The sequence below is a fragment of the Streptomyces sp. NPDC055632 genome, from assembly GCF_053618675.1.
The window spans coordinates 113,611-136,007 of sequence record NZ_JBSHHY010000006.1 but is presented as its reverse complement, the minus strand read 5'-3'; the positions used below and the strand labels follow the sequence as shown (position 1 = coordinate 136,007).

General features: G+C 73.1%; 16 protein-coding genes and 1 pseudogene. 10 read left to right on the top strand and 7 right to left on the bottom strand.

Going from position 1 to position 22,397, the window contains the following annotated elements:
• Positions 1-86 precede the first annotated feature (86 nt).
• Together ACWGSR_RS11325 and ACWGSR_RS11320 are read left to right on the top strand one after the other, a co-directional pair.
• Complete coding sequence (locus ACWGSR_RS11325) at positions 87-422, top strand: hypothetical protein (protein ID WP_376237443.1); 336 nt, start codon at positions 87-89, stop codon at positions 420-422.
• Positions 423-556: 134 nt separating this feature from the next.
• On the top strand, positions 557-829 hold the full coding sequence (locus ACWGSR_RS11320; RefSeq protein ID WP_376237446.1) for a DUF6343 family protein: 273 nt from the start codon (positions 557-559) through the stop codon (positions 827-829).
• Between the two features lie 85 nt (positions 830-914).
• Here the strand turns inward: ACWGSR_RS11320 and ACWGSR_RS11315 are convergent, their stop codons facing one another.
• From ACWGSR_RS11315 to ACWGSR_RS11305, 3 genes are all read right to left on the bottom strand, one after another.
• The gene (locus ACWGSR_RS11315) at positions 915-1,283 is read right to left on the bottom strand and encodes a tetratricopeptide repeat protein (protein ID WP_366376656.1); all 369 of its coding nucleotides are present in this window, start codon (positions 1,281-1,283) and stop codon (positions 915-917) included.
• Positions 1,284-1,369: 86 nt separating this feature from the next.
• The gene (gene coaE, locus ACWGSR_RS11310) at positions 1,370-1,975 is read right to left on the bottom strand and encodes a dephospho-CoA kinase (protein ID WP_376237449.1); all 606 of its coding nucleotides are present in this window, start codon (positions 1,973-1,975) and stop codon (positions 1,370-1,372) included.
• Between the two features lie 31 nt (positions 1,976-2,006).
• Positions 2,007-2,945, bottom strand: coding sequence for a PAC2 family protein (locus tag ACWGSR_RS11305; RefSeq protein WP_366376652.1), 939 nt, complete (start codon positions 2,943-2,945; stop codon positions 2,007-2,009).
• A 262-nt stretch (positions 2,946-3,207) separates the two neighbouring features.
• Here ACWGSR_RS11305 and ACWGSR_RS11300 point away from each other — a divergent pair, with 262 nt between their 5' ends.
• Positions 3,208-4,155, top strand: a complete 948-nt coding sequence (locus ACWGSR_RS11300) for a right-handed parallel beta-helix repeat-containing protein (RefSeq protein WP_376237452.1) — start codon at positions 3,208-3,210, stop codon at positions 4,153-4,155.
• A gap of 95 nt (positions 4,156-4,250) precedes the next feature.
• Here the strand turns inward: ACWGSR_RS11300 and rpsA are convergent, their stop codons facing one another.
• Entirely contained in the window at positions 4,251-5,765 is a 1,515-nt protein-coding gene (gene rpsA / locus ACWGSR_RS11295) for a 30S ribosomal protein S1 (protein WP_030325237.1), read from the bottom strand.
• A 346-nt stretch (positions 5,766-6,111) separates the two neighbouring features.
• On the opposite strand from rpsA, the gene ACWGSR_RS11290 reads away from it, so the two are divergent.
• Together ACWGSR_RS11290 and hrpB are read left to right on the top strand one after the other, a co-directional pair.
• Positions 6,112-6,951, top strand: coding sequence for a class I SAM-dependent methyltransferase (locus ACWGSR_RS11290; RefSeq protein ID WP_453565570.1), 840 nt, complete (start codon positions 6,112-6,114; stop codon positions 6,949-6,951).
• A 194-nt stretch (positions 6,952-7,145) separates the two neighbouring features.
• Complete coding sequence (gene hrpB / locus ACWGSR_RS11285) at positions 7,146-9,701, top strand: ATP-dependent helicase HrpB (RefSeq protein WP_453565568.1); 2,556 nt, start codon at positions 7,146-7,148, stop codon at positions 9,699-9,701.
• A 131-nt stretch (positions 9,702-9,832) separates the two neighbouring features.
• Here the strand turns inward: hrpB and ACWGSR_RS11280 are convergent, their stop codons facing one another.
• Complete coding sequence (locus ACWGSR_RS11280) at positions 9,833-11,701, bottom strand: lytic transglycosylase domain-containing protein (RefSeq protein WP_453565565.1); 1,869 nt, start codon at positions 11,699-11,701, stop codon at positions 9,833-9,835.
• Positions 11,702-11,962: 261 nt separating this feature from the next.
• On the opposite strand from ACWGSR_RS11280, the gene ACWGSR_RS11275 reads away from it, so the two are divergent.
• Positions 11,963-12,910, top strand: coding sequence for a DUF4184 family protein (locus ACWGSR_RS11275; protein ID WP_453565563.1), 948 nt, complete (start codon positions 11,963-11,965; stop codon positions 12,908-12,910).
• 226 nt (positions 12,911-13,136) lie between these two features.
• Here the strand turns inward: ACWGSR_RS11275 and ACWGSR_RS11270 are convergent.
• Positions 13,137-13,463 (bottom strand): annotated as a pseudogene (locus ACWGSR_RS11270) (serine hydrolase); the annotation flags it as partial.
• Positions 13,464-14,086: 623 nt separating this feature from the next.
• Positions 14,087-16,798 carry a DNA polymerase I gene (gene polA / locus ACWGSR_RS11265; RefSeq protein WP_376237464.1) on the bottom strand — a complete coding sequence of 904 codons (2,712 nt, stop codon included), beginning with the start codon at positions 16,796-16,798 and terminating at the stop codon, positions 14,087-14,089.
• Between the two features lie 122 nt (positions 16,799-16,920).
• On the opposite strand from polA, the gene ACWGSR_RS11260 reads away from it, so the two are divergent.
• The 4 genes from ACWGSR_RS11260 (at position 16,921) to ACWGSR_RS11245 (ending at position 22,319) form a co-directional block, all read left to right on the top strand.
• Positions 16,921-19,203: an FdhF/YdeP family oxidoreductase gene (locus ACWGSR_RS11260; protein ID WP_453565560.1), complete on the top strand. Its 2,283-nt coding sequence runs from the start codon at positions 16,921-16,923 to the stop codon at positions 19,201-19,203.
• Between the two features lie 71 nt (positions 19,204-19,274).
• Entirely contained in the window at positions 19,275-19,766 is a 492-nt protein-coding gene (locus tag ACWGSR_RS11255; RefSeq protein ID WP_376237469.1) for a PaaI family thioesterase, read from the top strand.
• Positions 19,767-20,186: 420 nt separating this feature from the next.
• Complete coding sequence (locus tag ACWGSR_RS11250; RefSeq protein ID WP_453565557.1) at positions 20,187-20,567, top strand: hypothetical protein; 381 nt, start codon at positions 20,187-20,189, stop codon at positions 20,565-20,567.
• A gap of 507 nt (positions 20,568-21,074) precedes the next feature.
• On the top strand, positions 21,075-22,319 hold the full coding sequence (locus tag ACWGSR_RS11245) for a branched-chain amino acid ABC transporter substrate-binding protein (protein WP_453565555.1): 1,245 nt from the start codon (positions 21,075-21,077) through the stop codon (positions 22,317-22,319).
• Positions 22,320-22,397: the final 78 nt, after the last annotated feature.

Here is a 22,397-nt window from a genome sequence, read left to right as displayed (position 1 = left end):
CGGCCACCGCCCTCCGCGGCCCACCGCCGTCCGCCGTCCTTCGTCCCGCAGAAGCCCGGCGGAAGCCCGACAGAAGAGGAACCGCCATGTCCGTTCGCCGGCGTCTCACGACCGCCACCGGGGCCGTGCTGCTCACCCTCGCCGTCGCCGGCTGCTCGGGCCTCGGCCGCACCGCCGTGGGCACGATCGAGTACGAGACGGAGCGCGAGGTGGGGGTGCAGGTGACGAGCCCCTCGGTGAAGGGCTGCCACCGCCTGGCACCGTCCGGCGCGACCAAGGTCGAGAACAACACCCTGGTGGACATCGTGCTGTACCGGACCCGTGACTGCCGGGGCGAGGACCCCACCTACCTGCCGTCCAGCACCGGGGACCGGATCGTTCCGGACACCCTGCCCTGGCGCAGCTACAGCGTCATCCACTGAGCATCCCCGGCTCCGCCTCCCCTCCGGCCCGTCTTCCGTTCGGCCCGGCTTCCCTCCGGCCCGGTTTTCCGTTCGGTCCGGGGCGGGTCCATGCTGGAAGGGTCCGAGGAGGCCTCACGGGAGGGGTGACCGCCATGCGGACCGGGAACGAGCCGGTGACCGCGCGCAGTCCCCTGCGGATGCGGTTCTGGCTGAGCGTGTGGGGGCTGCTGTGGGCGGCCTTCGGCACGATCGCGTTCGCCCTGGTGGGCCGCCCCGGCTGGGCCGCGGCCTGCGGGGTGCTGTTCCTGGTGGTCCTGGTCGACATGGTCCTCGTGGTGCGCCGCATGCGGCAGGGACCGCACTGGCAGCCGGGCCGGGACGTCCCTCCGTACGACCCCGACCGGAGCGGCGGCGGGAAGCGCTGAGCGCCGCCCTTGCTCCCGTACACCCTCAGCTCGTACGTCCCGCGTCCGTGCGCCCTCAGCTCGTACGTCCCACGTCCGTGCGCCCTCAGTTCGGCGAGTCGAAGCCCGCCGCCTCCAGGTACTCCGGCTTGGGGTCGAGCGCGGCGGCGAGGCGGAAGTGCCGGGTGGCCCGGTCGGTCTGTCCGGAGCGCTCGAAGGTGCGGGCGAGGGCGAAGTGGGCGAACGCGTTGTCCGGCTCGCGCTCCAGGACCAGTTCGAACTCCAGCTGCGCGGGACGCAGCTGGGCGGCGGCGAAGAAGGCACGCGCGCGCAGCAGGCGCGCGGCCGTGTTCTCGGGGTGGGCGGCGATCACCGAGTCCAGCAGCTTCACGGCGCCACGGGGGTCCCGCGCGGCCAGCAGGTGCTCCGCGGCGCGGAAGTCGATGACGTGCGTTTCCGGATTGCTGTCGGCCACGATGGCATCCTTCCCCTCGTCCGGTGGTTGAACACCGGACCCGGCGACCGCATTCCGTCGGCCCGTGGGCAGGCCCCGGGCGGGCCCTAGACGGAGGGCGCGGCCCGCCGGGCCAGCTCGTCCCAGACCTTCCGGACCTGCGGTTCGAGGGCGTCGAGCGGTCCGTCGTTGTCGATCACGAGGTCCGCGACGGCCAGCCGCCGCGCGCGCGTGGCCTGGGCCGCCATCCGGGCCCGGGCCTCCGACTCGTCCATGCCCCGGAGCCGTACGAGCCGGTCGAGCTGGGTCTCGGGGGACGCGTCCACGACCACGACCAGGTCGTAGAGGGGCGCGAGTCCGTTCTCGGTGAGCAGGGGGACGTCGTGGACGACGACGTCCCCGGTCTCCGCCCGGCTCTCCAGCTCCGCGGACCGGGCTCCGACCAGGGGGTGGACGATGGCGTTGAGGGTGGCCAGGCGCTCGGCGTCGGCGAACACGACGGAGCCGAGCTTCGGCCGGTCGAGCGTCCCCTCCGCGGTGAGGACGCCGTCGCCGAAGGCCTCCACGACGGCCGCGAGCCCCGGGGTGCCTGGCTCCACGACCTCGCGGGCGATCCGGTCCGCGTCGATCAGCACGGCCCCGTACGAGACGAGCAGCCGTGACACTTCGCTCTTGCCGGCGCCGATCCCGCCGGTCAGGCCCACCTTCAGCATGAGCGGCAGCTTAGGGCCTGCCCCGGCGGTGCTACGCGTCGCCCTCCCGCTCCGCGAGGAAGCGCTCGAACTCTCGGCCCAGCTCGTCCGCCGACGGCAGGTCGGCGGGCTCCGCGACGAGGTTGCCCCGGGTCTCGGCCCCGGCCACCGCGTCGTACTGGTGCTCCAGGCCCTGCACGAGCGCCACCAGCTCCTCGTCGCCCTCGCCGATCTGGCGGTCGATCTCGGTCTGGGTGCGGCGGGCCTCCGTCCGCAGGGAGTGGGCGATGCCGGGGAGGACGAGGCCCGTGGCGGCGGTGACGGCCTCCAGGGCGGTCAGGGCCGCGTCCGGGTACGGCGAGCGGGCCACGTAGTGCGGGACGTGGGCGGCGACGCCGAGGGTGTCGTGGCCGGCCTCCGTGAGCCGGTACTCGACGAGCGACTCGGCGCTGCCGGGGACCTGGGCCTCGTCGAAGGGGCTGCGGTGGCCGGGCATGAGGTCGGTGCGGCTGCCGTGCGGGGTGAGCCCGACCGGGCGGGTGTGCGGCACGCCCATGGGGATGCCGTGGAAGTTGACGGAGAGGCGCACGCCGAGGCGCTCGACGATCTGCTGGACGGCGGCGGCGAACCGCTCCCACTCCACGTCCGGCTCCGGGCCGGAGAGGACGAGGAAGGGGGCGCCGGTGGCGTCCTGCACGAGGCGGACCTCCAGGGACGGCGTCTCGTACGCGGTCCAGCGGTCGCGCCGGAAGGTCAGCAACGGGCGGCGGGCCCGGTAGTCCACGAGCCGGTCGTGGTCGAAGCGGGCCACCAGCTGGTGCGGAAGGGTGTCGAGCACGCGCTCGACGATCTGCTCGCCGGTCTCGCCCGCGTCGATGTAGCCGTCGAAGTGGTACAGCATGACGAGGCCGGCCGACTCCTGTGCCAGAGCCATGTCGACGACGGCCACGCCCTTCGGGTCCCATTCGTACAAATCCTGCGGATCAAGCACGATTACCGCTCCTCCTCGTGTTCTCTCTGGGAACGCGCCGGGCGGCGCCGCCATTCCCGGGGGTGCGATCTTTCGGCGGCGACGGCCCGAACTCCGGCCATTGGTCCAGACCTTGACACGGTCAGGGCGGCTCCCTACCGTCTCCGGACAGCGTCGCGTCCTGCCCTCTCACCCCCGCGCACCCCGGCGGGGACCGCCCCCGCTCCCGCCCCCGTGCACCCCAACGGGGACACCCCCCACCCCCGCCCCGGAAGGCACCCCCATGCGCCCTCGCACGCTGCTCCTTCCCCTCCTCCCGGCGCTCCTCGCCGTTCCCCTCGCGACCACTCCGGCCACTGCGGCGACCATCGAGGTCACGACCGCCGCCCAGCTCAAGTCGGCGCTCACCGCCGCGCGCCCCGGCGACACGATCCACCTCGCGGACGGCACGTACACCGGGAACTTCAAGGCCACCGTGGCGGGCACCCCGGCCGCCCGGATCACCCTGACCGGCTCCTCTCGCGCGGTGCTGACCGCTCGCGGCGGCTACGGGCTGCACCTGAACGGCGCCTCGTACTGGACGGTGAAGGGGGTCACGGTGACCGGCGGCCAGAAGGGGATCATGGCCGACTCGGCGGACCACGTGGTGATCGACGGGGTGACCGTGCACAACCTGACCATGGAGGGCGTGCACTTCCGCAACTCCAGCAGGAACGGCGTCCTCAAGAACTCGCGGATCCACGACACCGGGAACGACGGCCGGGGCATGGGCGAGGGGGTGTACGTCGGCACCGCCAACGACCTCTCCGACCGGAGCGACGGCGCGCAGATCCTGAACAACGTCATCGGGCCGGACGTGGGCGGCGAGAGCGTCGACATCAAGGAGGGCACGACGGGGGCGCGGATCGTCGGCAACACCTTCGACGGGCGCGGGCTGACCGGCGCCAACTACGACGACTCCTGGGTCGACGTGAAGGGCAACGACGTCCTGGTGGAGGACAACACCGGGGTGAACACGACGAACAACGGCTTCGAGACCCACAGCCAGCAGAGCGGCTGGGGCTGCGGGACGGTCTTCCGCGGCAACCGCGCGAACCTGACGGGCGCGACCGGTCCGCGGCGGCTGGCGATCGACGTCACCAACCAGAGCGGCTCGTGCCGGACCACGGTGTACGCCTCGAACACGGTGACCGGCGGGAACGGCCTGACGAACATCGCCGTCACGCCCTGAGCGGGCCCCTGCGGGAGGAAACGACCGAGGCCCGCTCCCCCGGAGGGGAACGGGCCTCGGTCTCACCAGCGACTAGCGCTCAGCGGAGAGCCTGTTCAGCTCTGGCCGCCGGCCAGCTTCTCGCGCAGGGCGGCGAGCGCCTCGTCCGACGCCAGGGCGCCGGAGTTGTCGTCCGACTCCGAGGAGTACGAACCGCCCGAGATGCCCGCACCGGCGTTGCCACCGGCGGCCGGGGCGGCAGCGCCCTCGGCAGCGGCGGCCTCGTCGGCCTCGCGGGACTTGATGACCTGGGCCTGGTGCTGCTCGAAGCGAGCCTGCGCCTCGGCGTACTGGGTCTCCCAGGCCTCGCGCTGGGTCTCGAAGCCCTCGAGCCAGTCGTTGGTCTCGGGGTCGAAGCCCTCGGGGTAGATGTAGTTGCCCTGGTCGTCGTAGGACGCGGCCATGCCGTACAGGGTCGGGTCGAACTCGACCGAGGCCGGGTCGGCACCGAAGGACTCGTTGGCCTGCTTCAGCGAGAGGCTGATGCGGCGGCGCTCGAGGTCGATGTCGATGACCTTGACGAAGATCTCGTCGTTGACCTGGACGACCTGCTCCGGGATCTCCACGTGGCGCTCGGCCAGCTCGGAGATGTGGACCAGGCCCTCGATGCCCTCGTCCACGCGGACGAACGCACCGAACGGAACCAGCTTGGTGACCTTACCCGGGACGACCTGACCGATCTGGTGGGTCCGGGCGAACTGCTGCCACGGGTCCTCCTGGGTCGCCTTCAGCGACAGGGAGACGCGCTCGCGGTCCATGTCCACGTCGAGAACCTCGACGGTGACCTCCTGGCCGACCTCGACGACCTCGGACGGGTGGTCGATGTGCTTCCAGGACAGCTCGGAGACGTGCACGAGACCGTCGACGCCACCCAGGTCCACGAAGGCACCGAAGTTGACGATCGAGGACACGACGCCGGAGCGGACCTGACCCTTCTGGAGGGTCGTGAGGAAGGTCTGGCGGACCTCGGACTGGGTCTGCTCCAGCCAGGCGCGGCGGGACAGGACCACGTTGTTGCGGTTCTTGTCCAGCTCGATGATCTTCGCCTCGAGCTCCTTGCCCACGTAGGGCTGGAGGTCGCGGACGCGACGCATCTCGACGAGGGAGGCCGGCAGGAAGCCACGGAGGCCGATGTCGAGGATGAGACCACCCTTGACGACCTCGATGACGGTACCGGTGACGATGCCGTCCTCTTCCTTGATCTTCTCGATGGTGCCCCAGGCGCGCTCGTACTGGGCGCGCTTCTTCGAGAGGATCAGGCGGCCTTCCTTGTCCTCCTTCTGGAGGACCAGGGCCTCGATCTCGTCGCCGACCTTGACGACCTCGTTCGGGTCGACGTCGTGCTTGATCGAGAGCTCGCGGCTCGGGATGACACCTTCGGTCTTGTAACCGATGTCGAGCAGGACCTCGTCCCGGTCGACCTTCACGATGACGCCGTCGACGATGTCGCCGTCGTTGAAGTACTTGATCGTCTCGTCGATCGCGGCGAGGAAGGCTTCCTCGTTACCGATGTCGTTGACCGCAACCTGCGGGGTGGTGCTGGTGGCGGTGGTCTCGGTGCTGCTCGTCATGTGGGAAAGGGCTCCGGTTACGGACAGAAAGTCGTAGGTACTGCTACGCCGTGAGCCCGTATCGCACCAAGAAGCCGGACAGCCAATGAGACCCCCTACCCGCGGACGGGAGGAGCCTCGAAAACCGAGGGGACATATACCAGGTACGAGCGCGGCCTGCTCCGTCTGAGGCACGCAGACCCGCAGCGCAACCTTTAGCATACGGAAGCGGCCGGACAGGGTCAATGCGCGAAGCGCGCACCCGGGGCAGAACGGCTCAACTCCGGCACCATTCATGTCCTTCCACGCCGTGTCGGCGTGGTCCGCCGCACGGCGGCACTGAGCGCAAACTACATCGGCGGGCGAGATGAACCAAGAGTACGGACGGGAAGACGCGGACCGGGACGGGGCCGACGGGGCCGAGGCCACCCGGCGTGACGCGGGGGACGCGGAGAGCAGCCGGGCGAGCCGCGGATGGTGGGACCGGAACGCCGACGAGTACCAGAGCGAGCACGGCTCCTTCCTCGGTGACGACCGGTTCGTGTGGGGCCCCGAGGGGCTCGACGAGGCCGAGGCCGGGCTCCTCGGTCCGGCCGCCTCGCTGAAGGGCCTCGACGTCCTGGAGATCGGCGCGGGCGCCGCGCAGTGCTCGCGGTGGCTGGCGGCGCGGGGGGCGCGGCCGGTGGCGCTCGACCTCTCGCACCGGCAGCTCCAGCACGCGCTGCGGATCGGCGGCGAGGTGCCGCTCGTGGAGGCCGACGCGGGGGCGCTGCCGTTCCGGGACGGCTCCTTCGACCTGGCCTGCTCGGCGTACGGGGCGGTGCCGTTCGTCGCCGATCCGGTACGGGTGTTCCGGGAGGTGCGCCGGGTGCTGCGGCCGGGCGGCCGCTGGGTGTTCTCGGTGACGCACCCGATCCGCTGGGCCTTCCCCGACGAGCCGGGGCCCGAGGGGCTCTCGGTCGCGGCCTCCTACTTCGACCGCACGCCGTACGTCGAGCAGGACGAGGAGGGGCGGGCGGTGTACGTGGAGCACCACCGGACGCTCGGGGACCGGGTGCGGGACGTGGTGGCCGGCGGGTTCCGGCTTGTGGACCTGGTCGAGCCGGAGTGGCCCGCCTGGAACGGCCAGGAGTGGGGCGGCTGGTCCCCGCTGCGGGGGAACCTGATCCCGGGGACGGCGATCTTCGTGTGCGAGCGGGCGGAGTAGGGGGAGCAGGTGGAGCGAGGGCGTCGGCTTCGCCGGCGGCCTCGCTTCGTCGGCGGTCTCGTCGTCGGCGGTCTCGCTTCGTCGGTGGTCGTGTTTCACCAACGGCCCCACCGGCGGTCTTATCAGTCGTACTTATAGGTGGGCCCTGTGGACAACGGAGCCCACCTTTTTCTTGCTCGTACGAGACTGAGTGCGTGATCCGAAACGAAGCGCTCGACCGTCTCCCCGTCCGCCATGCCGTCCCCGGGCTGCTCTCCGTGCTCGCGGAGCGCGGCACGGCGGTGCTGTCCGCTCCTCCCGGCACCGGCAAGACGACGCTGGTGCCGCTGGCGCTCGCGGGGCTCATGGGGGACGGGCCGGTGCGCCGGGTGCTGGTGGCCGAGCCGCGCCGGATGGCGGTGCGGGCGGCGGCCCGGCGGATGGCGTGGCTGCTCGGCGAGGAGGTCGGCGGCGCGGTCGGCTTCTCGGTGCGCGGCGAGCGGCGGGCCGGGCCCGCGACCCGGGTCGAGGTGGTGACCACGGGCATCCTGCTCCAGCGGCTCCAGCGCGACCCGGAGCTGGCGGGGGTCGATGTGGTGCTGCTCGACGAGTGCCACGAGCGGCACCTGGACGCCGACACGGCGATGGCGTTCCTGATGGACGTGCGGGCGGCCCTGCGGCCGGAACTGCGGCTGATCGCGGCCTCGGCGACGAGCGACGCCGAGGCCTGGGCGCGGCTGCTGACCTCCCTCGACGGCGCCGGGCCCGCGCCGATCGTGCGGAGCGAGGGCGAGGGGCACGGGTACGAGGTCCGGTTCGCCGCCCCGCCCGCCGGGATCAGGCCCGCGCACGGCACCTGGGTGGATCCGGCGCTGCTGCGGCACGTGGCGGCGACGGTCCGGCTCGCCCTGGAGCGGCACGAGGGAGACGTCCTCTGCTTCCTGCCGGGTACGGGGGAGATCGCGCGGACGGCGGGGCTCCTGTCCGGTCTGGACGCCGAGGTGCTCCAGCTGCACGGGCGGGCTCCGGCGGCGGTGCAGGACGCGGTGCTGCGGGGCGCCGAGCCGGGCGGGCGGCGCCGGGTGGTGCTCTCGACGTCGGTGGCGGAGTCGAGCCTGACGGTTCCGGGGGTGCGGATCGTGGTCGACTCGGGGCTCGCGCGGGAGCCCCGGACGGACCACGCCCGGGGGCTCGGGTCGCTGGCGACGGTGCCGGTGTCGGCGGCCGCGGCGACGCAGCGGGCCGGGCGCTCGGGACGCGAGGCTCCCGGCGTGGTCTACCGCTGCTGGGCGGAGGCGGAGGACGGCAGCCGGGCACTGTTCCCGTCGCCCGAGATCAGGATCGCGGACCTGGCGGACTTCGCCCTGCGGGCCGCCTGCTGGGGCGACCCGACGGCCGGGGGGCTCGCGCTGCTCGACGCGCCGCCGGCCGGGGCGATGGAGGCGGCCCGTGCGGTCCTCGGGTCGATCGGGGCCGTGGACGCGACGGGCCGGGCCACGGAGCGGGGGACGCGGATGTCCCGGCTCGGGCTCCACCCGCGGTTGGGCCGGGCCCTGCTGGACGGAGCGCCGGAGGTCGGGGTCCGGCGGGCCGCCGAGGTGGTGGCGCTGCTCAGCGAGGAGCCGCCGCGCGACTACGGGGACGACCTGGCTGCGGCCTGGCGGGCGGCCCGCCGGGGCGCGGACGGGTACGGAGCGCGGTGGAAGGCGGAGGCGCGCCGCCTGGAGCGAGCGGCCGGCGAGGCGGTGGCCGGCGGAAACGACGGTGCCGCTCCGGCGGTCGGGGAGAGCGAGGACGCCGTGGCCGGTCTGGTGACGGCGCTCGCCTTTCCCGAGCGGGTGGCCAGGGCCCGGGAGCAGGGCGGCCATCTGATGGTGTCGGGGAGCGGGGCACGGCTCGCCGAGGGTTCCGGGCTGCGGTCCGCTCCGTGGCTGGCCGTGGCGGTGGCGGACCGCACGGCCCGGGACGCCACGGCGCGGGTGCGGCTCGCGGCGGCGGTGGACGAGGCGGTGGCGCGTCGGGCGGCCGGGCACCTGCGGTCCACCGGTGAGGAGATCCGCTGGGAGGACGGGGACGTGGTCGCGCGCTCGGTGGACCGGCTGGGCGCGGTCGAGCTGACGGTCCGTCCCCTGGGTGCCGGGGCCGACCGGGCGCTGGTCCGGGAGGCCCTGCTCGACGGTCTGCGGCGCGAGGGGCTCGGGCTGCTGCGGTGGAGCCGTGAGGCCGGGGAGCTGCGCGAGCGGCTGGCCTTCCTCCACCGGGAGGTGGGCGAGCCGTGGCCGGACGTGTCGGAGGAGGCGCTGGTCGACCGGGCCGGGGAGTGGCTGGAGCCGGAGCTGTCCCGGGCCGGGCGCCGCGCCGACCTGGGACGGATAGGCGCCGGTGAGGCCCTGCGGCGGCTGCTGCCGTGGGCGACGGGCGAGGCGGGCCGGCTGGACGAACTGGCGCCGGAGCGGATCGAGGTGCCGAGCGGTTCGCGGATACGGGTGGAGTACGGGGGCGATCGGCCGGTGCTCGCGGTGAAGCTCCAGGAGATGTTCGGTCTGGCCGAGACGCCCCGGGTGGCGGGGGTTCCGGTGCTCGTCCACCTCCTCTCCCCCGCCGGGCGGCCGGCGGCGGTGACCGCCGACCTGGCGTCGTTCTGGCGGGACGGCTACCGCGCGGTGCGGGCGGAGCTGCGGGGGCGGTACCCGAAACACCCGTGGCCGGAGGATCCGTCGGCGGCGGTGGCGACCCGGCACACCAGCGCGCGGCTCAGAGGGGAGCGGTGACGCCGGGCCGGGTCCGCTCGGGTCCGCTCGGGTCCGCTCGGGTCCGCTCGGGTCTGCTGGGGGGGAACGAAGCGCCGCCCCTCGTCCGGTGCGGACGGAGGGGCGGTGCGGAGAAGCGGTGCCGCGGCCGGTCAGGCCTTGGACGCGGAGGGGGACGGAGAACCCGTCGGCGCGGAGGTGGATGCCGAGGGAGAGGCGGACGGCGAGGAGGAGGCTGACGGCGTGGGAGAGGTGGACGGCGAGGGGGAGGCCTCGGGCGTACCGGTCTGGGAGGGGTCCGGCTCCGGGGTCGGGGCGGGCGCGGTGACCGTGAGCTCGACGAAGAGGGCGCCGCCGCCGGGTGCGGTCAGCTTGAGGTAGTACGTGCCCTCCTTGTCGCCCGCGAGGAGGTCGCCCGCCTCGAAGGCGAGGGTGCCGTTCGTGGCGGTCGTGAGGGTGGCGGTGCGGGAGGACGTGCTCTTGAAGGTCGGGCCCTCGGTGACCGGCTTCGGGTCCGTCTTCGAGTCGACGATCTCCGCGGTGACGAGCACGCCGGGGGCGAGGGCTCCCTTGTCGGTGGCCTTCACCTGGACCTGCTGGTCGAAGGCGGTGCCGGCGGTGGCCTTCAGAGGGGTGCCATCGACGCGGACGAGGGTGTCCGCCCGCCGCTCCGTGACGGAGACGGCGAAGTCGGCCGGGGTCAGGGTCCGGCCCACGACGGTGGCCCGGATCTTGAACGGTCCCGTCTGGTCGCCGGCCCGCAGGGCCGGGGAGGAGGCGACGCCGGCCGCGGTGGTGGTGGCGGTGACGCCGGTCTTGCCCCCGGCGAAGCGGGTGTCGGTGGTCCCGACGATCTCGAAGCGGACGGTCACCCCGGAGACCGGCTTGCCCGAGGCGTCGAGCGCCGCGACCCGGGGGACTCCCGTGAAGTCGCTGTCGGTGGTCGCGGTCAGCTGCCCGTTGGCCGCGACCTTGAGCAGCGACACCTTCTCGGCCGGCGAGGTGACCGGCGGCGTCGGGTCGGTGGTGGGGGGCTTGGTCGGGACGGTCGGCGGCTTGCTCGTCCCGGGGTTCGGCTTCGGTTCCTGGGCGCCCGGCTTCGGCGCGGGGGACGTCGGGGAGGGGGACGTCGGCGCGGTGGGGCGGGGGAAGCCGCCCGGGCGGCGGTTGTCGCTGCGGTCGATCGGCAGCACGCCCGTGCCGTCCGGGACCTGGTGGGTGCCGCGCTTGTAGTACTCGAACCAGGACAGGACCGTGTTCAGGTACTCGGTCGAGCGGTTGTAGCTGAGGACCGCGCGGTCGAGGTCGGCCTTGAGCAGGAGGTTGCGGTCGTTGGCGCAGAGGTAGCGACCGGCGGCCTGCGCCGCGTCGTAGATGTTGTTCGGGTCCTTCTTCCCGTCGCCGTTGGCGTCCTGGCCCCAGGTGGCCCAGGTGGACGGGATGAACTGCATCGGGCCGACGGCGCGGTCGTGGACCTTGTCGCCGTCGTAGGCGCCGCCGTCGGTGTCGGAGATGTTGGCGAAACCGACGCCGTTGAGGGCGGGGCCGAGGATCGCCTTGAAGGTCGTGCCGTTGGCGTCGACCCGGCCGCCGCTCGCCTGCCCGGACTCGACCTTGCCTATGCCGGCGAGCAGTTGCCACGGCAGGTTGCAGCCGGGGTCGGTCGAGCGGGACGACTGCTCGGCCCGCTTGTAGGCGGCGAGGACGGTCGCGGGTATGCCGGCTTCCGCGGGGCCGGTGACCACCAGCGGACCGGTGCCCGTCCCGGGCTTGCCCGGCTGGTGGGGCGGCGCGTTCAGCGGCGGCAGCGCCGTGTAGTACGGCGAGTCGCCGGTGGCGGAGCCCTTGTCGGACGGCGGGGCGCTCTCCCCGGCGCCGGTGGCGCGGTCGCCGCCGGCGTTGTCCGTGGTCGGCTGGATCGCCTCCGGTGCCTGCGAGGCGGCGAGCGCGGCGACCGCCGCGGCCACCACCGCACCGCTGGTGGCCCCCCTGCGCAGCCGGCGGCCGATGTCCGGTGCCATATCCGTCGTCCCTCCCCGATCGACTGCGGCCCCGTGCTCCCCGCGCGTGGCCTCCGGCGACTTTATGCCAACTCCGTACCGGCGAGTACCGGCCCTTGACCGTGTTTCACTCTTTCGTCACCTCTTGACCGCCTCCCGATCAAAGGGAGGCGGGAACCGACCGGGGTGTCCGGTGGCTCTTGCACTGCGGCCGATCATGGACCGGCCCGCGCCCGTGCCCGTGCCCGTGAGCCGTCGCCGTCCGAACCCCGGGAGTCCTCCTTGCCGTTCACGCTGAGCCATGCCGCCGCCGTGCTGCCCGGACTGCGCCGGGACGGGACCGCACGGGGGCCGCTGGTCGCGTCCGCCCTCGTCGCGGGTTCCTTCGCGCCCGACATGACGTACTTCGCCGCGACGGCGCTGCCCGGCGCGATGGCCTTCGGCGACGTCACGCACTCCGCCGTCGGGATCGTCACGGCCGACGTCCTGATCGCGGCCGCACTCGTCGCCCTGTGGCTGACCGTGCGCGAGCCGCTGGTGGCGCTGCTGCCCGCCCGCTGGCGGGGCAGGGTGTACGGGCTCGTCGTGGGCCGCCGGTGGCGGGACCGGTCCCCGGTCGCGCTCGCGGGCTGGTTCCTCCTGTCGGCGGTGCTGGGCGCCACGACCCACGTGGTGTGGGACTCCTTCACCCACCTCGACCGCTGGGGCACCCGCGCGCTCCCCTTCCTCGGCGAGATCGTGGCCGGCTTCCCGGTCTACCTCTACGCGCAGTACGGGGGTTCGGCGCTGGCCCTGGGGCTCCTCTGCTGGTTCGCCGCCCGGGCGCTGCGGGCCACCGCGCCCGGTGCGGAGCTGCCCGCCGGCGTGGCGGTCCCCGACCGGCGCGGGCGGCTCGTCGCGGCCGTACTCATCGGCGGCTGCGTCCTCGCCGGGATCGCCCACCGGGTGCTGCGCTGGGCCGCGTACTGGGGCTGGGACCGGATCGAGACGCCCCTGGACGTCATTCCGACGGCGTGCTTCGGGGCCGGCGCCGGGCTCGCCGCCGGGCTCGTGCTGTACGGGACGGGGGCGCGGCTCCTCGGAGCGTCGCCGGCTCGGCGGGCGGGGAGCCCGGCGACGGGCCCGGATCCGGAGCGGAGGGACCGGGAGTCGAAGGGCTCGGAACGGAAGGGCTCGGCGCCGAAGGACCGGGAGCGCCTGTCGGAGCACTCCCGTCCGGGATCTCGCTGACGTTCTCCGAGGGGGTGAAGTCGCGGGCCGCCGCGCTGCCGGAGAGTCTGCGGTGCACGGCCAGGGCGACCCCCTCCAGGGTGCGGATGCCGTACCGCATGGTGGGGTTGCCGTGGCTCAGGAGGGCGAGCCGGTAGTCGGTCGCGGAGGCGCCGGCCGCCCCCGGGACGGCGCCCGCTCCCCCGCTCTTCCCCTTGCCCGTGCCGACGGCCGGGCGCACCACGCCGACGCTGTGGACGCGCCAGGCGTGGGTGGCGCGGGGCAGCCAGCCGTTCTTGAGGTGGACCTTGACCGTGCGGGGCGCGCCCGAGGTGACGCCCCAAGCCTGGTCGCGGACGACCTGGCCCATCAGGGACAGCGCCTCGGCGCGGCGGGACACCGCGGCCAGGAGGGCCAGTTGGTCGCGGGCGGTGGTGCGGGTGAGGCCCCAGTAGCCGCCGTGGCCGAGGACGGTGTCCCGGGCCCCGACGTCGCGCAGCACCCTGTCGAGGCGGGCGCGGGAGAGCCCCTTCCACAGCTCGCCGGCCGCCTTGTTGTCCGAGCGGGTGATCATCGCCCTCATCCGCTGGGACTCCGGGCCGGTGGGCGCGCGGCCCAGCTCGGCCGCCCGTCCGAGGACGGCCTCCAGGATGAGGATTTTGGCGATGCTGGCGGAGTCGTACGCCCGGGTGTCGTCGAGCCGGCAGCGCAGTCCGCGTGCGGGGTCGTGCAGGGCGACGGAGACCGTGCCGTCACGGCCCTTGAGCGCCGTCGCGATGTCCTGGGACAGCCGGGTGGCGAGGGCCGGTTCGCGGGACGAGGTGCAGAGTGCGGGGGCCCGGTGCGCCTCGGCGGGCCAGGCGGTGCCCGATGCCCCGAGTACGGCTCCGAGCAGGGCCCAGGCGCGGAGGCGGGCGCGGCGGCTCGTGATCATGATGCTCAGTTTCATGAGCCCGGCCGCCGGGACGCCCTCCGGAGTGGTCCATCCGGCGCACATCACCCGCTCCTGGGGCTCGTGCCGACGGTCCCCGCCCCGTACCGACGGGCCCGGACGGCACCCCGACCCGTACCGACGAGGCCCGGACGCACCCCCCGACCCGTACCGACGGGCCCGGACGCACCCCCGACCCGCGTACGACAGGGCCCTGAGCGCCCCCGGGCCCGTACGGCGTCCGTACGGGCCCGGGGCGGGTGGTGTCAGTGCGCGGCGGAGTCCCAGTCCCGGCCGACGCCGACGGAGACGTCGAGCGGGGCGCGCAGATGGGCCGCGCCGGACATCTGCTCGCGGACCAGGGCCTCGACCTGCTCGCGCTCGCCGGGGGCGAGTTCGAGCACGATCTCGTCGTGGACCTGGAGGAGCATCCGGGAGGTGAGGCCCGCCTCCGTGAGCGCCCGGTCGACGTTCAGCATGGCGATCTTCACGATGTCGGCGGCGGTGCCCTGGATGGGCGCGTTGAGCGCCATCCGCTCGGCGGCCTCGCGGCGCTGCCGGTTGTCGCTGTTGAGGTCGGGCAGGTAGCGGCGGCGGCCCAGCATCGTCTCGGTGTACCCGGTGGCGCGGGCCTCGTCGACGACCCGGCGCAGGTAGTCCCGCACCCCGCCGAAGCGCTCGAAGTAGGTCTCCATCAGGATCCGGGCCTCGGCCGGGTCGATGGTGAGCTGCTGGGCGAGGCCGAAGGCGGAGAGGCCGTAGGCCAGGCCGTACGACATGGCCTTGATCTTGCGGCGCATCTCGGCGTCGACGGCGGTCCGCTCGACGCCGAAGACCTGGGAGGCGACGGTGGTGTGCAGGTCCTCGCCGGAGGCGAAGGCCTCGATGAGGCCCTCGTCCTCGGAGAGGTGGGCCATGACCCGCAGCTCGATCTGGCTGTAGTCGGCGGTCATCAGGGCCTCGAAGCCCTCGCCGACGACGAAGCCGTGCCGGATGGCCCGGCCCTCGTCGGTGCGCACCGGCACGTTCTGCAGGTTCGGGTCGGTGGAGGAGAGGCGGCCGGTGGCGGCGACGGTCTGGCTGAAGGTGGTGTGGATCCGGCCGTCGGCGGCGACGGTCTTGATCAGGCCCTCGACCGTGGAGCGGAGCCGGGCCTGCTCGCGGTGGCGGAGCATGATCACGGGCAGTTCGTGCTCGGTCTGGCCGGCCAGCCAGGCGAGCGCGTCGGCGTCGGTGGTGTACCCGGTCTTGGTCTTCTTGGTCTTCGGGAGGTTCAGCTCGCCGAAGAAGACCTCCTGGAGCTGCTTGGGCGAGCCGAGGTTGAACTCGTGGCCCACGGAGGCGTGCGCCTCCTTCACGGCCTGCTGGACGGCGCCGGCGAACTGCTGCTCCATGGCCTCCAGGTGCTCGCGGTCGGCGGCGATGCCGTGCCGCTCAAGACGGGCGAGGAGGACGGAGGTGGGCAGCTCGACCTCGTGGAGGAGCTCGCGGGCCCCGACCTCGCCGAGCCGCTCCTCGAAGGCCCCGCCGAGGTCGAGGACGGCGCGGGCCTGGGCCATGAGGGCCTCGGCCTCGGCGGTGTCGTCGGCGCCGAAGGCGAGCTGCCCGTCGGAGGCGGCCGCGGGGGCCAGCTCGCGGCCGAGGTACTCGACGGAGAGCGCGTCCAGGGCGAAGGAGCGGCGGCCGGGCTTGACCAGGTAGGCGGCGAGGGCGGTGTCCATGGCGACGCCCGCGACGCTCCAGCCGTGCTCGGGGAAGACCCGCAGGGCGCCCTTGGCGTTGTGCATCACCTTGGGGCGGTCGGGGTCGGAGATCCACGCGGCCCAGGCCCGCTCGTCGGCCTCGTCGAGCTCGCCGGGGTCGAACCAGGCGGCGGCTCCCCCGGCGGCGGCGAGGGCGACCTCGGCGACGTTTCCGGTGCCGAGGGCCCAGCTGTCGACGGTGGCGACGCCGAGCGGCCCGGTGCCGTGCTCGGCGAGCCAGGGGGCGAGCTCGCCGGCGGAGAGGACGGAGGCGTCGAGCTCGACGCCGGCGGCGGGCGGCGGGACGTCCTCCTCGGCGGAGCCGGGGTCGACGGCGAGGAGCCGCTCGCGCAGGGAGGGGTTGCGGATCTCCAGGGTGTCGAGGACGAGGGCGAGGGCCGCGCGGTCGTAGGGCTCGCGGGCGAGGTCCGCCACCGTCTTCGACAGCTCGACGTCCCGGACCATCTCGGTCAGGCGCCGGTTGAGCTTCACCGCTTCCAGGTGGTCCCGGAAGTTCTGCCCGGCCTTGCCCTTGACCTCATCGGCGCGCTCGACGAGCTGGTCGAAGGAGCCGAACTGGTTGATCCACTTCGCGGCGGTCTTCTCACCGACGCCGGGGATGCCCGGCAGGTTGTCCGACGGGTCGCCGCGCAGGGCCGCGAAGTCGGGGTACTGCGAGGGGCTCAGACCGTACTTCTCCTGGATCTTCTCCGGGGTGAAGCGGGTCAGCTCGGAGACGCCCTTGGTCGGGTAGAGCACGGTGACGTGGTCGGTGACGAGCTGGAAGGAGTCCCGGTCGCCGGTGACGATCAGCACGTCGAAGCCCTCGGCCTCGGCCTGCGTGGCGAGGGTCGCGATGACGTCGTCCGCCTCGAAGCCGTCGACGGCGAAGCGCTGCGCGTGCATCGCGTCGAGCAGCTCGCCGATCAGCTCGACCTGCCCCTTGAACTCGTCGGGGGTCTTCGAGCGGTTCGCCTTGTACTCCGGGAACTCGTCCGACCGCCAGGTCTTGCGGGACACGTCGAACGCGACCGCGAAGTGGGTGGGCGACTCGTCGCGCAGCGTGTTCGCCAGCATCGAGGCGAATCCGTAGATCGCGTTCGTCGGCTGCCCCGTCGCGGTGGTGAAGTTCTCCGCGGGCAGCGCGAAGAACGCCCGGTACGCGAGCGAGTGCCCGTCCATCAGGAGCAGGCGGGGACGGGTGTCTGCGGTGTTCTTCGATGCTGTCTGGGCCACGGGACGATCCTGCCACGGCCCACCGACAATCCCCTCCTCACCGGCCGGGGTGCCGGGCTGTCGGTGCCGCGTGACAGGATCGGAGACGTACGCCGAAGGACGACCGCTCAAGGGAGAGCGCGATGGTCAGCAAGCCGCCGGTCGGTGACCCGGTCCAGGACGCACCGCAGGTCACGCCGCCGCAGCACGCCGCCGCCGGGCTGCACGCCGTCGGACACACCCTGCGGATCGCCCGGGAGCAGATGGGGTCCCTGCGCACCGCGCGGACCCTCCTGAAGGTCAACCAGAAGGACGGCTTCGACTGCCCGGGCTGCGCCTGGCCCGAGGAGGACAAGCGGCACGTCGCGGAGTTCTGCGAGAACGGCGCGAAGGCCGTCGCCGAGGAGGCGACGCTGCGCCGGGTCACCCCGGAGTTCTTCGCCGCGCACCCGGTGGCGGACCTGGCGGAGCGCAGCGGGTACTGGCTGGGCCAGCAGGGCCGCATCACCCAGCCGATGCTCCTGCCCGAGGGCGGCGACCGGTACGAGCCGGTGACCTGGGAGCGGGCCTTCGGGATCCTCGCCGAGGAGCTGCGGGCCCTGGACTCCCCCGACGAGGCGCTCTTCTACACCTCGGGCCGCACCAGCAACGAGGCGGCCTTCCTGCTCCAGCTCTTCGCCCGCGAGTTCGGCACGAACAACCTCCCGGACTGCTCCAACATGTGCCACGAGTCCTCGGGCTCGGCGCTGACGGAGACCATCGGCGTCGGAAAGGGCAGCGTCTCCCTGGAGGACCTGCACAAGGCCGACCTGATCGTCGTGGCCGGGCAGAACCCGGGGACGAACCACCCCCGGATGCTGTCCGCCCTGGAGAAGGCGAAGGCCGCGGGCGCCCGCATCATCTCGGTCAACCCGCTGCCGGAAGCCGGCCTGGAGCGGTTCAAGAACCCGCAGACCCCCCGCGGCATGGTCCGGGGCGCCGCGCTCACCGACCTCTTCCTCCAGATCCGGATCGGCGGCGACCAGGCCCTCTTCCGCCTCCTCAACAGACTGGTCCTGGCGACCCCCGGCGCCGTCGACGAGGAGTTCGTACGCGAACACACCCACGGCTACGAGGAGTTCGCGGCGGCCGCCGAGGAGGCCGACTGGGACGAGACCCTCGCCGCGACCGGCCTGGAGCGCTCCGAGATCGAGCGGGCCCTGGAGATGGTCCTCGCCTCGGAGCGGACGATCGTCTGCTGGGCGATGGGCCTCACCCAGCACAAGCACTCCGTGCCAACCATCCGCGAGGTGGTCAACCTGCTGCTCCTGCGCGGCAACATCGGACGGCCGGGCGCGGGCGTCTGCCCGGTGCGCGGCCACTCGAACGTGCAGGGCGACCGGACCATGGGCATCTTCGAGCGCCCCGCGCCCGCGTTCCTCGACGCCCTGGACAAGGAGTTCGGGATCGTCTCGCCGCGCCACCACGGCTTCGACGTGGTCCGCTCGATCCAGGCGCTGCGCGACGGCGAGGCGAAGGTGTTCTTCGCGATGGGCGGCAACTTCGTGGGGGCGACGCCCGACACGGAGGTGACGGAGGCGGCCATGCGCCGCGCCCGGCTGACCGTCCACGTGTCGACGAAGCTGAACCGCTCGCACGCGGTCACGGGCACGCGCGCGCTGATCCTGCCCACCCTCGGCCGCACCGACAAGGACGTCCAGAAGGGCGGACGGCAGTTCGTGACGGTCGAGGACTCGATGAGCCTGGTGCACGCCTCCCGGGGCAACCTGCCCCCGGCCAGCCCCCACCTGCTGTCCGAGCCGGCGATCGTGGCCCGGATGGCCCGCGCGGTCCTCGGCGGCGGATCGGCCACGCCCTGGGAGGAGTTCGAGGCCGACTACGCCCGGATCCGGGACCGCATCGCGCGCGTGGTGCCCGGCTTCCAGGACTTCAACGCCCGGCTCGCCGCGGACCCGGGCGGCTTCGCGCTGCCGCACGCCCCGCGCGACGAGCGCCGCTTCCCCACCCGGACCGGCAAGGCGAACTTCACGGCCGCGCCCGTCGAGTACCCGAGGGTGCCGCAGGGCCGGCTGCTCCTCCAGACGCTGCGCTCGCACGACCAGTACAACACCACGATCTACGGCCTGGACGACCGCTACCGGGGCATCAAGGGGGGCCGCAGGGTCGTCCTGGTGCACCCGGAGGACGCGACGGCCCTCGGCCTGGCCGACGGGGCGTACGCGGACCTGGTGAGCGAGTGGACGGACGGCGTGGAGCGGCGGGCGCCCGGCTTCCGGGTGGTGCACTACCCGACGGCCCGGGGATGCGCGGCGGCCTACTACCCGGAGACGAACGTCCTGGTGCCGCTGGAGTCGACGGCGGACGTCAGCAACACCCCCGCGAGCAAGTCCGTGATCGTCCGTCTGGAACAATCGCCCTCCGCCTAAGCGTTTGCTCAGGCGGAACCACGCGATCGAACGATCAGCGACCACCGTACGAAGACGAACGGAGCCGGGCCATGGGTGAACAGCAGCACGTGAAGTTCCCGCAGGAGGTCATCGACGAGTACGCGGCGCTCGGCGTCGACCTCCCGGCCCTCTTCTCGGCGGGGCACCTCGGCAACCGGATGGGCGTGCAGATCCTGGAGGCCTCGGCCGAGCGGGTCGTCGGCACCATGCCGGTGGAGGGCAACACGCAGCCGTACGGGCTGCTGCACGGCGGGGCGTCGGCGGTCCTCGCCGAGACGCTGGGCTCCGTGGGCTCGATGCTGCACGGCGGGGTCTCCCGGATCGCCGTCGGCGTCGACCTCAACTGCACCCACCACCGCGGGGCCCGCAGCGGCCTGGTGACCGGCGTGGCGACCCCGGTGCACCGCGGGCGGTCCACCGCCACGTACGAGATCGTGATCACCGACGAGCAGGACCGGCGGGTCTGCTCGGCGCGGCTGACCTGCCTGCTGCGCGAGGTCACCCCCAAGGACGCGGAGAACGTGCCGGGCGCGAGCGCCTGAGACCCGCGCGGGGGTACTGGCCGAACGGCCCCTGAAGGCCCGCGCGGACCGGAGCGGACCGGTCCGGCGTGGACGAGGTCCCGTGCGGACGAGCCCTGCGGGGGCGGTGCGAGAGAGCACCGCCCCCGTCGGCGTTTCCGCGCCAACTCCCTTTCTCCCGGCCCCTCTTGCCCCTCGCGGTCCGAGGCGCTTCACTGGCGGGCCTCCCCACGGGGAGGATCCGGCCCGCCCGTCCGCCCGCGCACCCGCCGAGGGGCCCTCCATGACCGCCGCACACCCCGCCGCACGCTCCGCCTCCGCCCCAACTCCCCCCGGATTCACCGCAGTCACGCCCGACACGGCCTGTCACGCCGCCGATGTCACACACCGGCCGGACGCGGTCTCCGCCCGCCCCCTCCCGAAGCCGTGGGTCCGACTCCCGTGAAGGGCCGGCGATCCGGCACCGCCGGGGCCGCGCTCGCCGCGGTCCTGACCGCCTGCGCGCTGGCCCTGACGGGCGGCTGCGGCACGCCGGGGGAGTCCGGGCCCCCCGCCAGGACCCCCGCGGACATCTGCGCGGACCTCGTGTCGTACTGGGTGGAGGAGGCCCTGAAGGGCAGCTCGTGGGCGGGTCTGGACTGGGAGCAGAAGGGCCTCTCCAACGAGCAGTACGAGATCCACGACGAGGTCCTCGCGGCGGCCCGGGCGGAGGAGCGGCGGGCGGGACGCGCGGCCGCCTCCGCCTTCGCCGGCCGGGAGTCGCGACGGCGCTGCGAGGAGGCGAAGGGCGCGACGGGGAGTTCGGAGAACTGGCGCCCGTGACCGCCGGCGCCGGCCGGACGGCCCGACCCGGCACGCCGACCGAACGATCTCGGCCGACAGCTTCGTGACCCTGCGTGACGGCCGTGCAATGTTCCGGCGGGGCGTCCCGGGCGACTCCTCCGTCCGCTCAAGGAAAGACCACTGTCCGATATCCGGATACCCCTCGAAGGGGCCCGTCAGGAGCATGATCCGCCCAAGCCCCTTAGCGGAACTGGGGATTCTCACTATGTGAACACCGCGCTACAGACCGATACGCCCCGATTTGCCCACCCGATGCACACGGCATCCGCCCGTCGGCATAACAAGACAGTCACATCATGACCTCGGCGCTCCCCGACCCTCCCCACCTGCGCTTAGAGTCACGGCCAGTCACCGCGCCGCCGGGCGCTTCCACTGCACGGCCCCGCTCGAACCAGTACGGCCCGGCATCGAGAACGGCACCTCTAGCTACACAGCTTCACGGCACCGCCTCAGCTCGAGGGGGCCGCGCCAGGGAAAGGATTCTTCGTGCGACACCGTTCACTCCTCATCCTCACCAGTGTGCTCACCACCGGAGCGCTCACCCTCACCGCCTGCGGTTCGCGCGACGACAAGGGCGGCTCCGGCGACGGAAACGGTGGCGGTGGCAGCACCACGACCGTCGTCATCGGCGTCGACGCCCCCCTGACCGGCTCGCTCTCCGCCCTCGGCCAGGGCATCAAGAACTCCGTGGACCTCGCGGTCAAGACCGCGAACAAGAACAACGAGGTTCCCGGCGTCACCTTCAAGATCGAGGCCCTGGACGACCAGGCCGTCCCCGCCTCCGGCCAGGCCAACGCCACCAAGCTGGTCGGCAACAAGGACGTCCTCGGCGTCGTCGGCCCCCTGAACTCCGGCGTCTCCCAGCAGATGCAGGGCGTCTTCGCCGCCGCCAAGCTGGCCCAGGTCTCCCCCGCCAACACCAACCCGGCGCTCAGCCAGGGCGACAACTGGGGCAAGGGCGAGTTCAAGCGCCCCTTCCCCACCTACTTCCGCACCGCCGCCACCGACGTGGTCCAGGGCAAGTTCGCCGCCCAGTACCTCTTCAAGGACGCCGGCAAGAAGAAGGTCTACGTCGTCGACGACAAGCAGACCTACGGCGCCGGCCTCGCCGCGATCTTCAGCGACGAGTTCAAGCGCCTCGGCGGCCAGGTCGTCGGCACCGACCACGTCACCGTCAAGGAGACCGACTTCTCGGCCACCGCCGACAAGGTCAAGACCTCCGGCGCCGACTCCGTCTACTTCGGCGGCCAGTACCCCGAGGGCGGCCTGCTCTCCGACCAGATCAAGAAGACCGGCGCCAAGATCCCCGTCATGGGCGGCGACGGCATCTACGACCCCGCCTTCATCAGCGCCTCCGCCGAGGCCAACGACGGCGACCTCGCCACCTCCATCGGCTACCCGGTCGAGAAGCTCGACACCGCCAAGAAGTTCATCGCCGACTACAACGCCGGCGGCTACAAGGACCCCTACGCGGCCTACGGCGGCTACTCCTACGACGCCGGCTGGGCCGTCATCCAGGCCGTCAAGGCCGTCGTCGCCGCCAACAACGGCAAGCTCCCCTCCGACGCCCGCGCCAAGGTCACCGAGGCCCTGGGCAAGGTCTCCTTCGACGGCGTGACCGGCAAGGTCTCCTTCGACGAGTTCGGCGACACCACCAACAAGCAGCTCACGGTCTACAAGGTCGAGGGCGGCAAGTGGATCGACGTCAAGAGCGACACGTTCAACCAGTAATCCGGTAGTACAGCAGCACCCCCAGTCACCACCCCGGCCCCGGCCGGAACCCCGCACCACCTGACCCAAGCCGCGCGA

Excerpts from the sequence above, each read along its gene's own strand:
- ACWGSR_RS11325 (WP_376237443.1), top strand. The coding sequence starts at position 87 with ATGTCCGTTCGCCGGCGTCTCACGACCGCCACCGGGGCCGTGCTGCTC.
- ACWGSR_RS11320 (WP_376237446.1), top strand. The coding sequence starts at position 557 with ATGCGGACCGGGAACGAGCCGGTGACCGCGCGCAGTCCCCTGCGGATG.
- coaE (WP_376237449.1), bottom strand. The coding sequence starts at position 1,975 with ATGCTGAAGGTGGGCCTGACCGGCGGGATCGGCGCCGGCAAGAGCGAA.
- ACWGSR_RS11300 (WP_376237452.1), top strand. The coding sequence starts at position 3,208 with ATGCGCCCTCGCACGCTGCTCCTTCCCCTCCTCCCGGCGCTCCTCGCC.
- rpsA (WP_030325237.1), bottom strand. The coding sequence starts at position 5,765 with ATGACGAGCAGCACCGAGACCACCGCCACCAGCACCACCCCGCAGGTT.
- ACWGSR_RS11290 (WP_453565570.1), top strand. The coding sequence starts at position 6,112 with ATGAACCAAGAGTACGGACGGGAAGACGCGGACCGGGACGGGGCCGAC.
- ACWGSR_RS11280 (WP_453565565.1), bottom strand. The coding sequence starts at position 11,701 with ATGGCACCGGACATCGGCCGCCGGCTGCGCAGGGGGGCCACCAGCGGT.
- ACWGSR_RS11260 (WP_453565560.1), top strand. The coding sequence starts at position 16,921 with ATGGTCAGCAAGCCGCCGGTCGGTGACCCGGTCCAGGACGCACCGCAG.
- ACWGSR_RS11255 (WP_376237469.1), top strand. The coding sequence starts at position 19,275 with ATGGGTGAACAGCAGCACGTGAAGTTCCCGCAGGAGGTCATCGACGAG.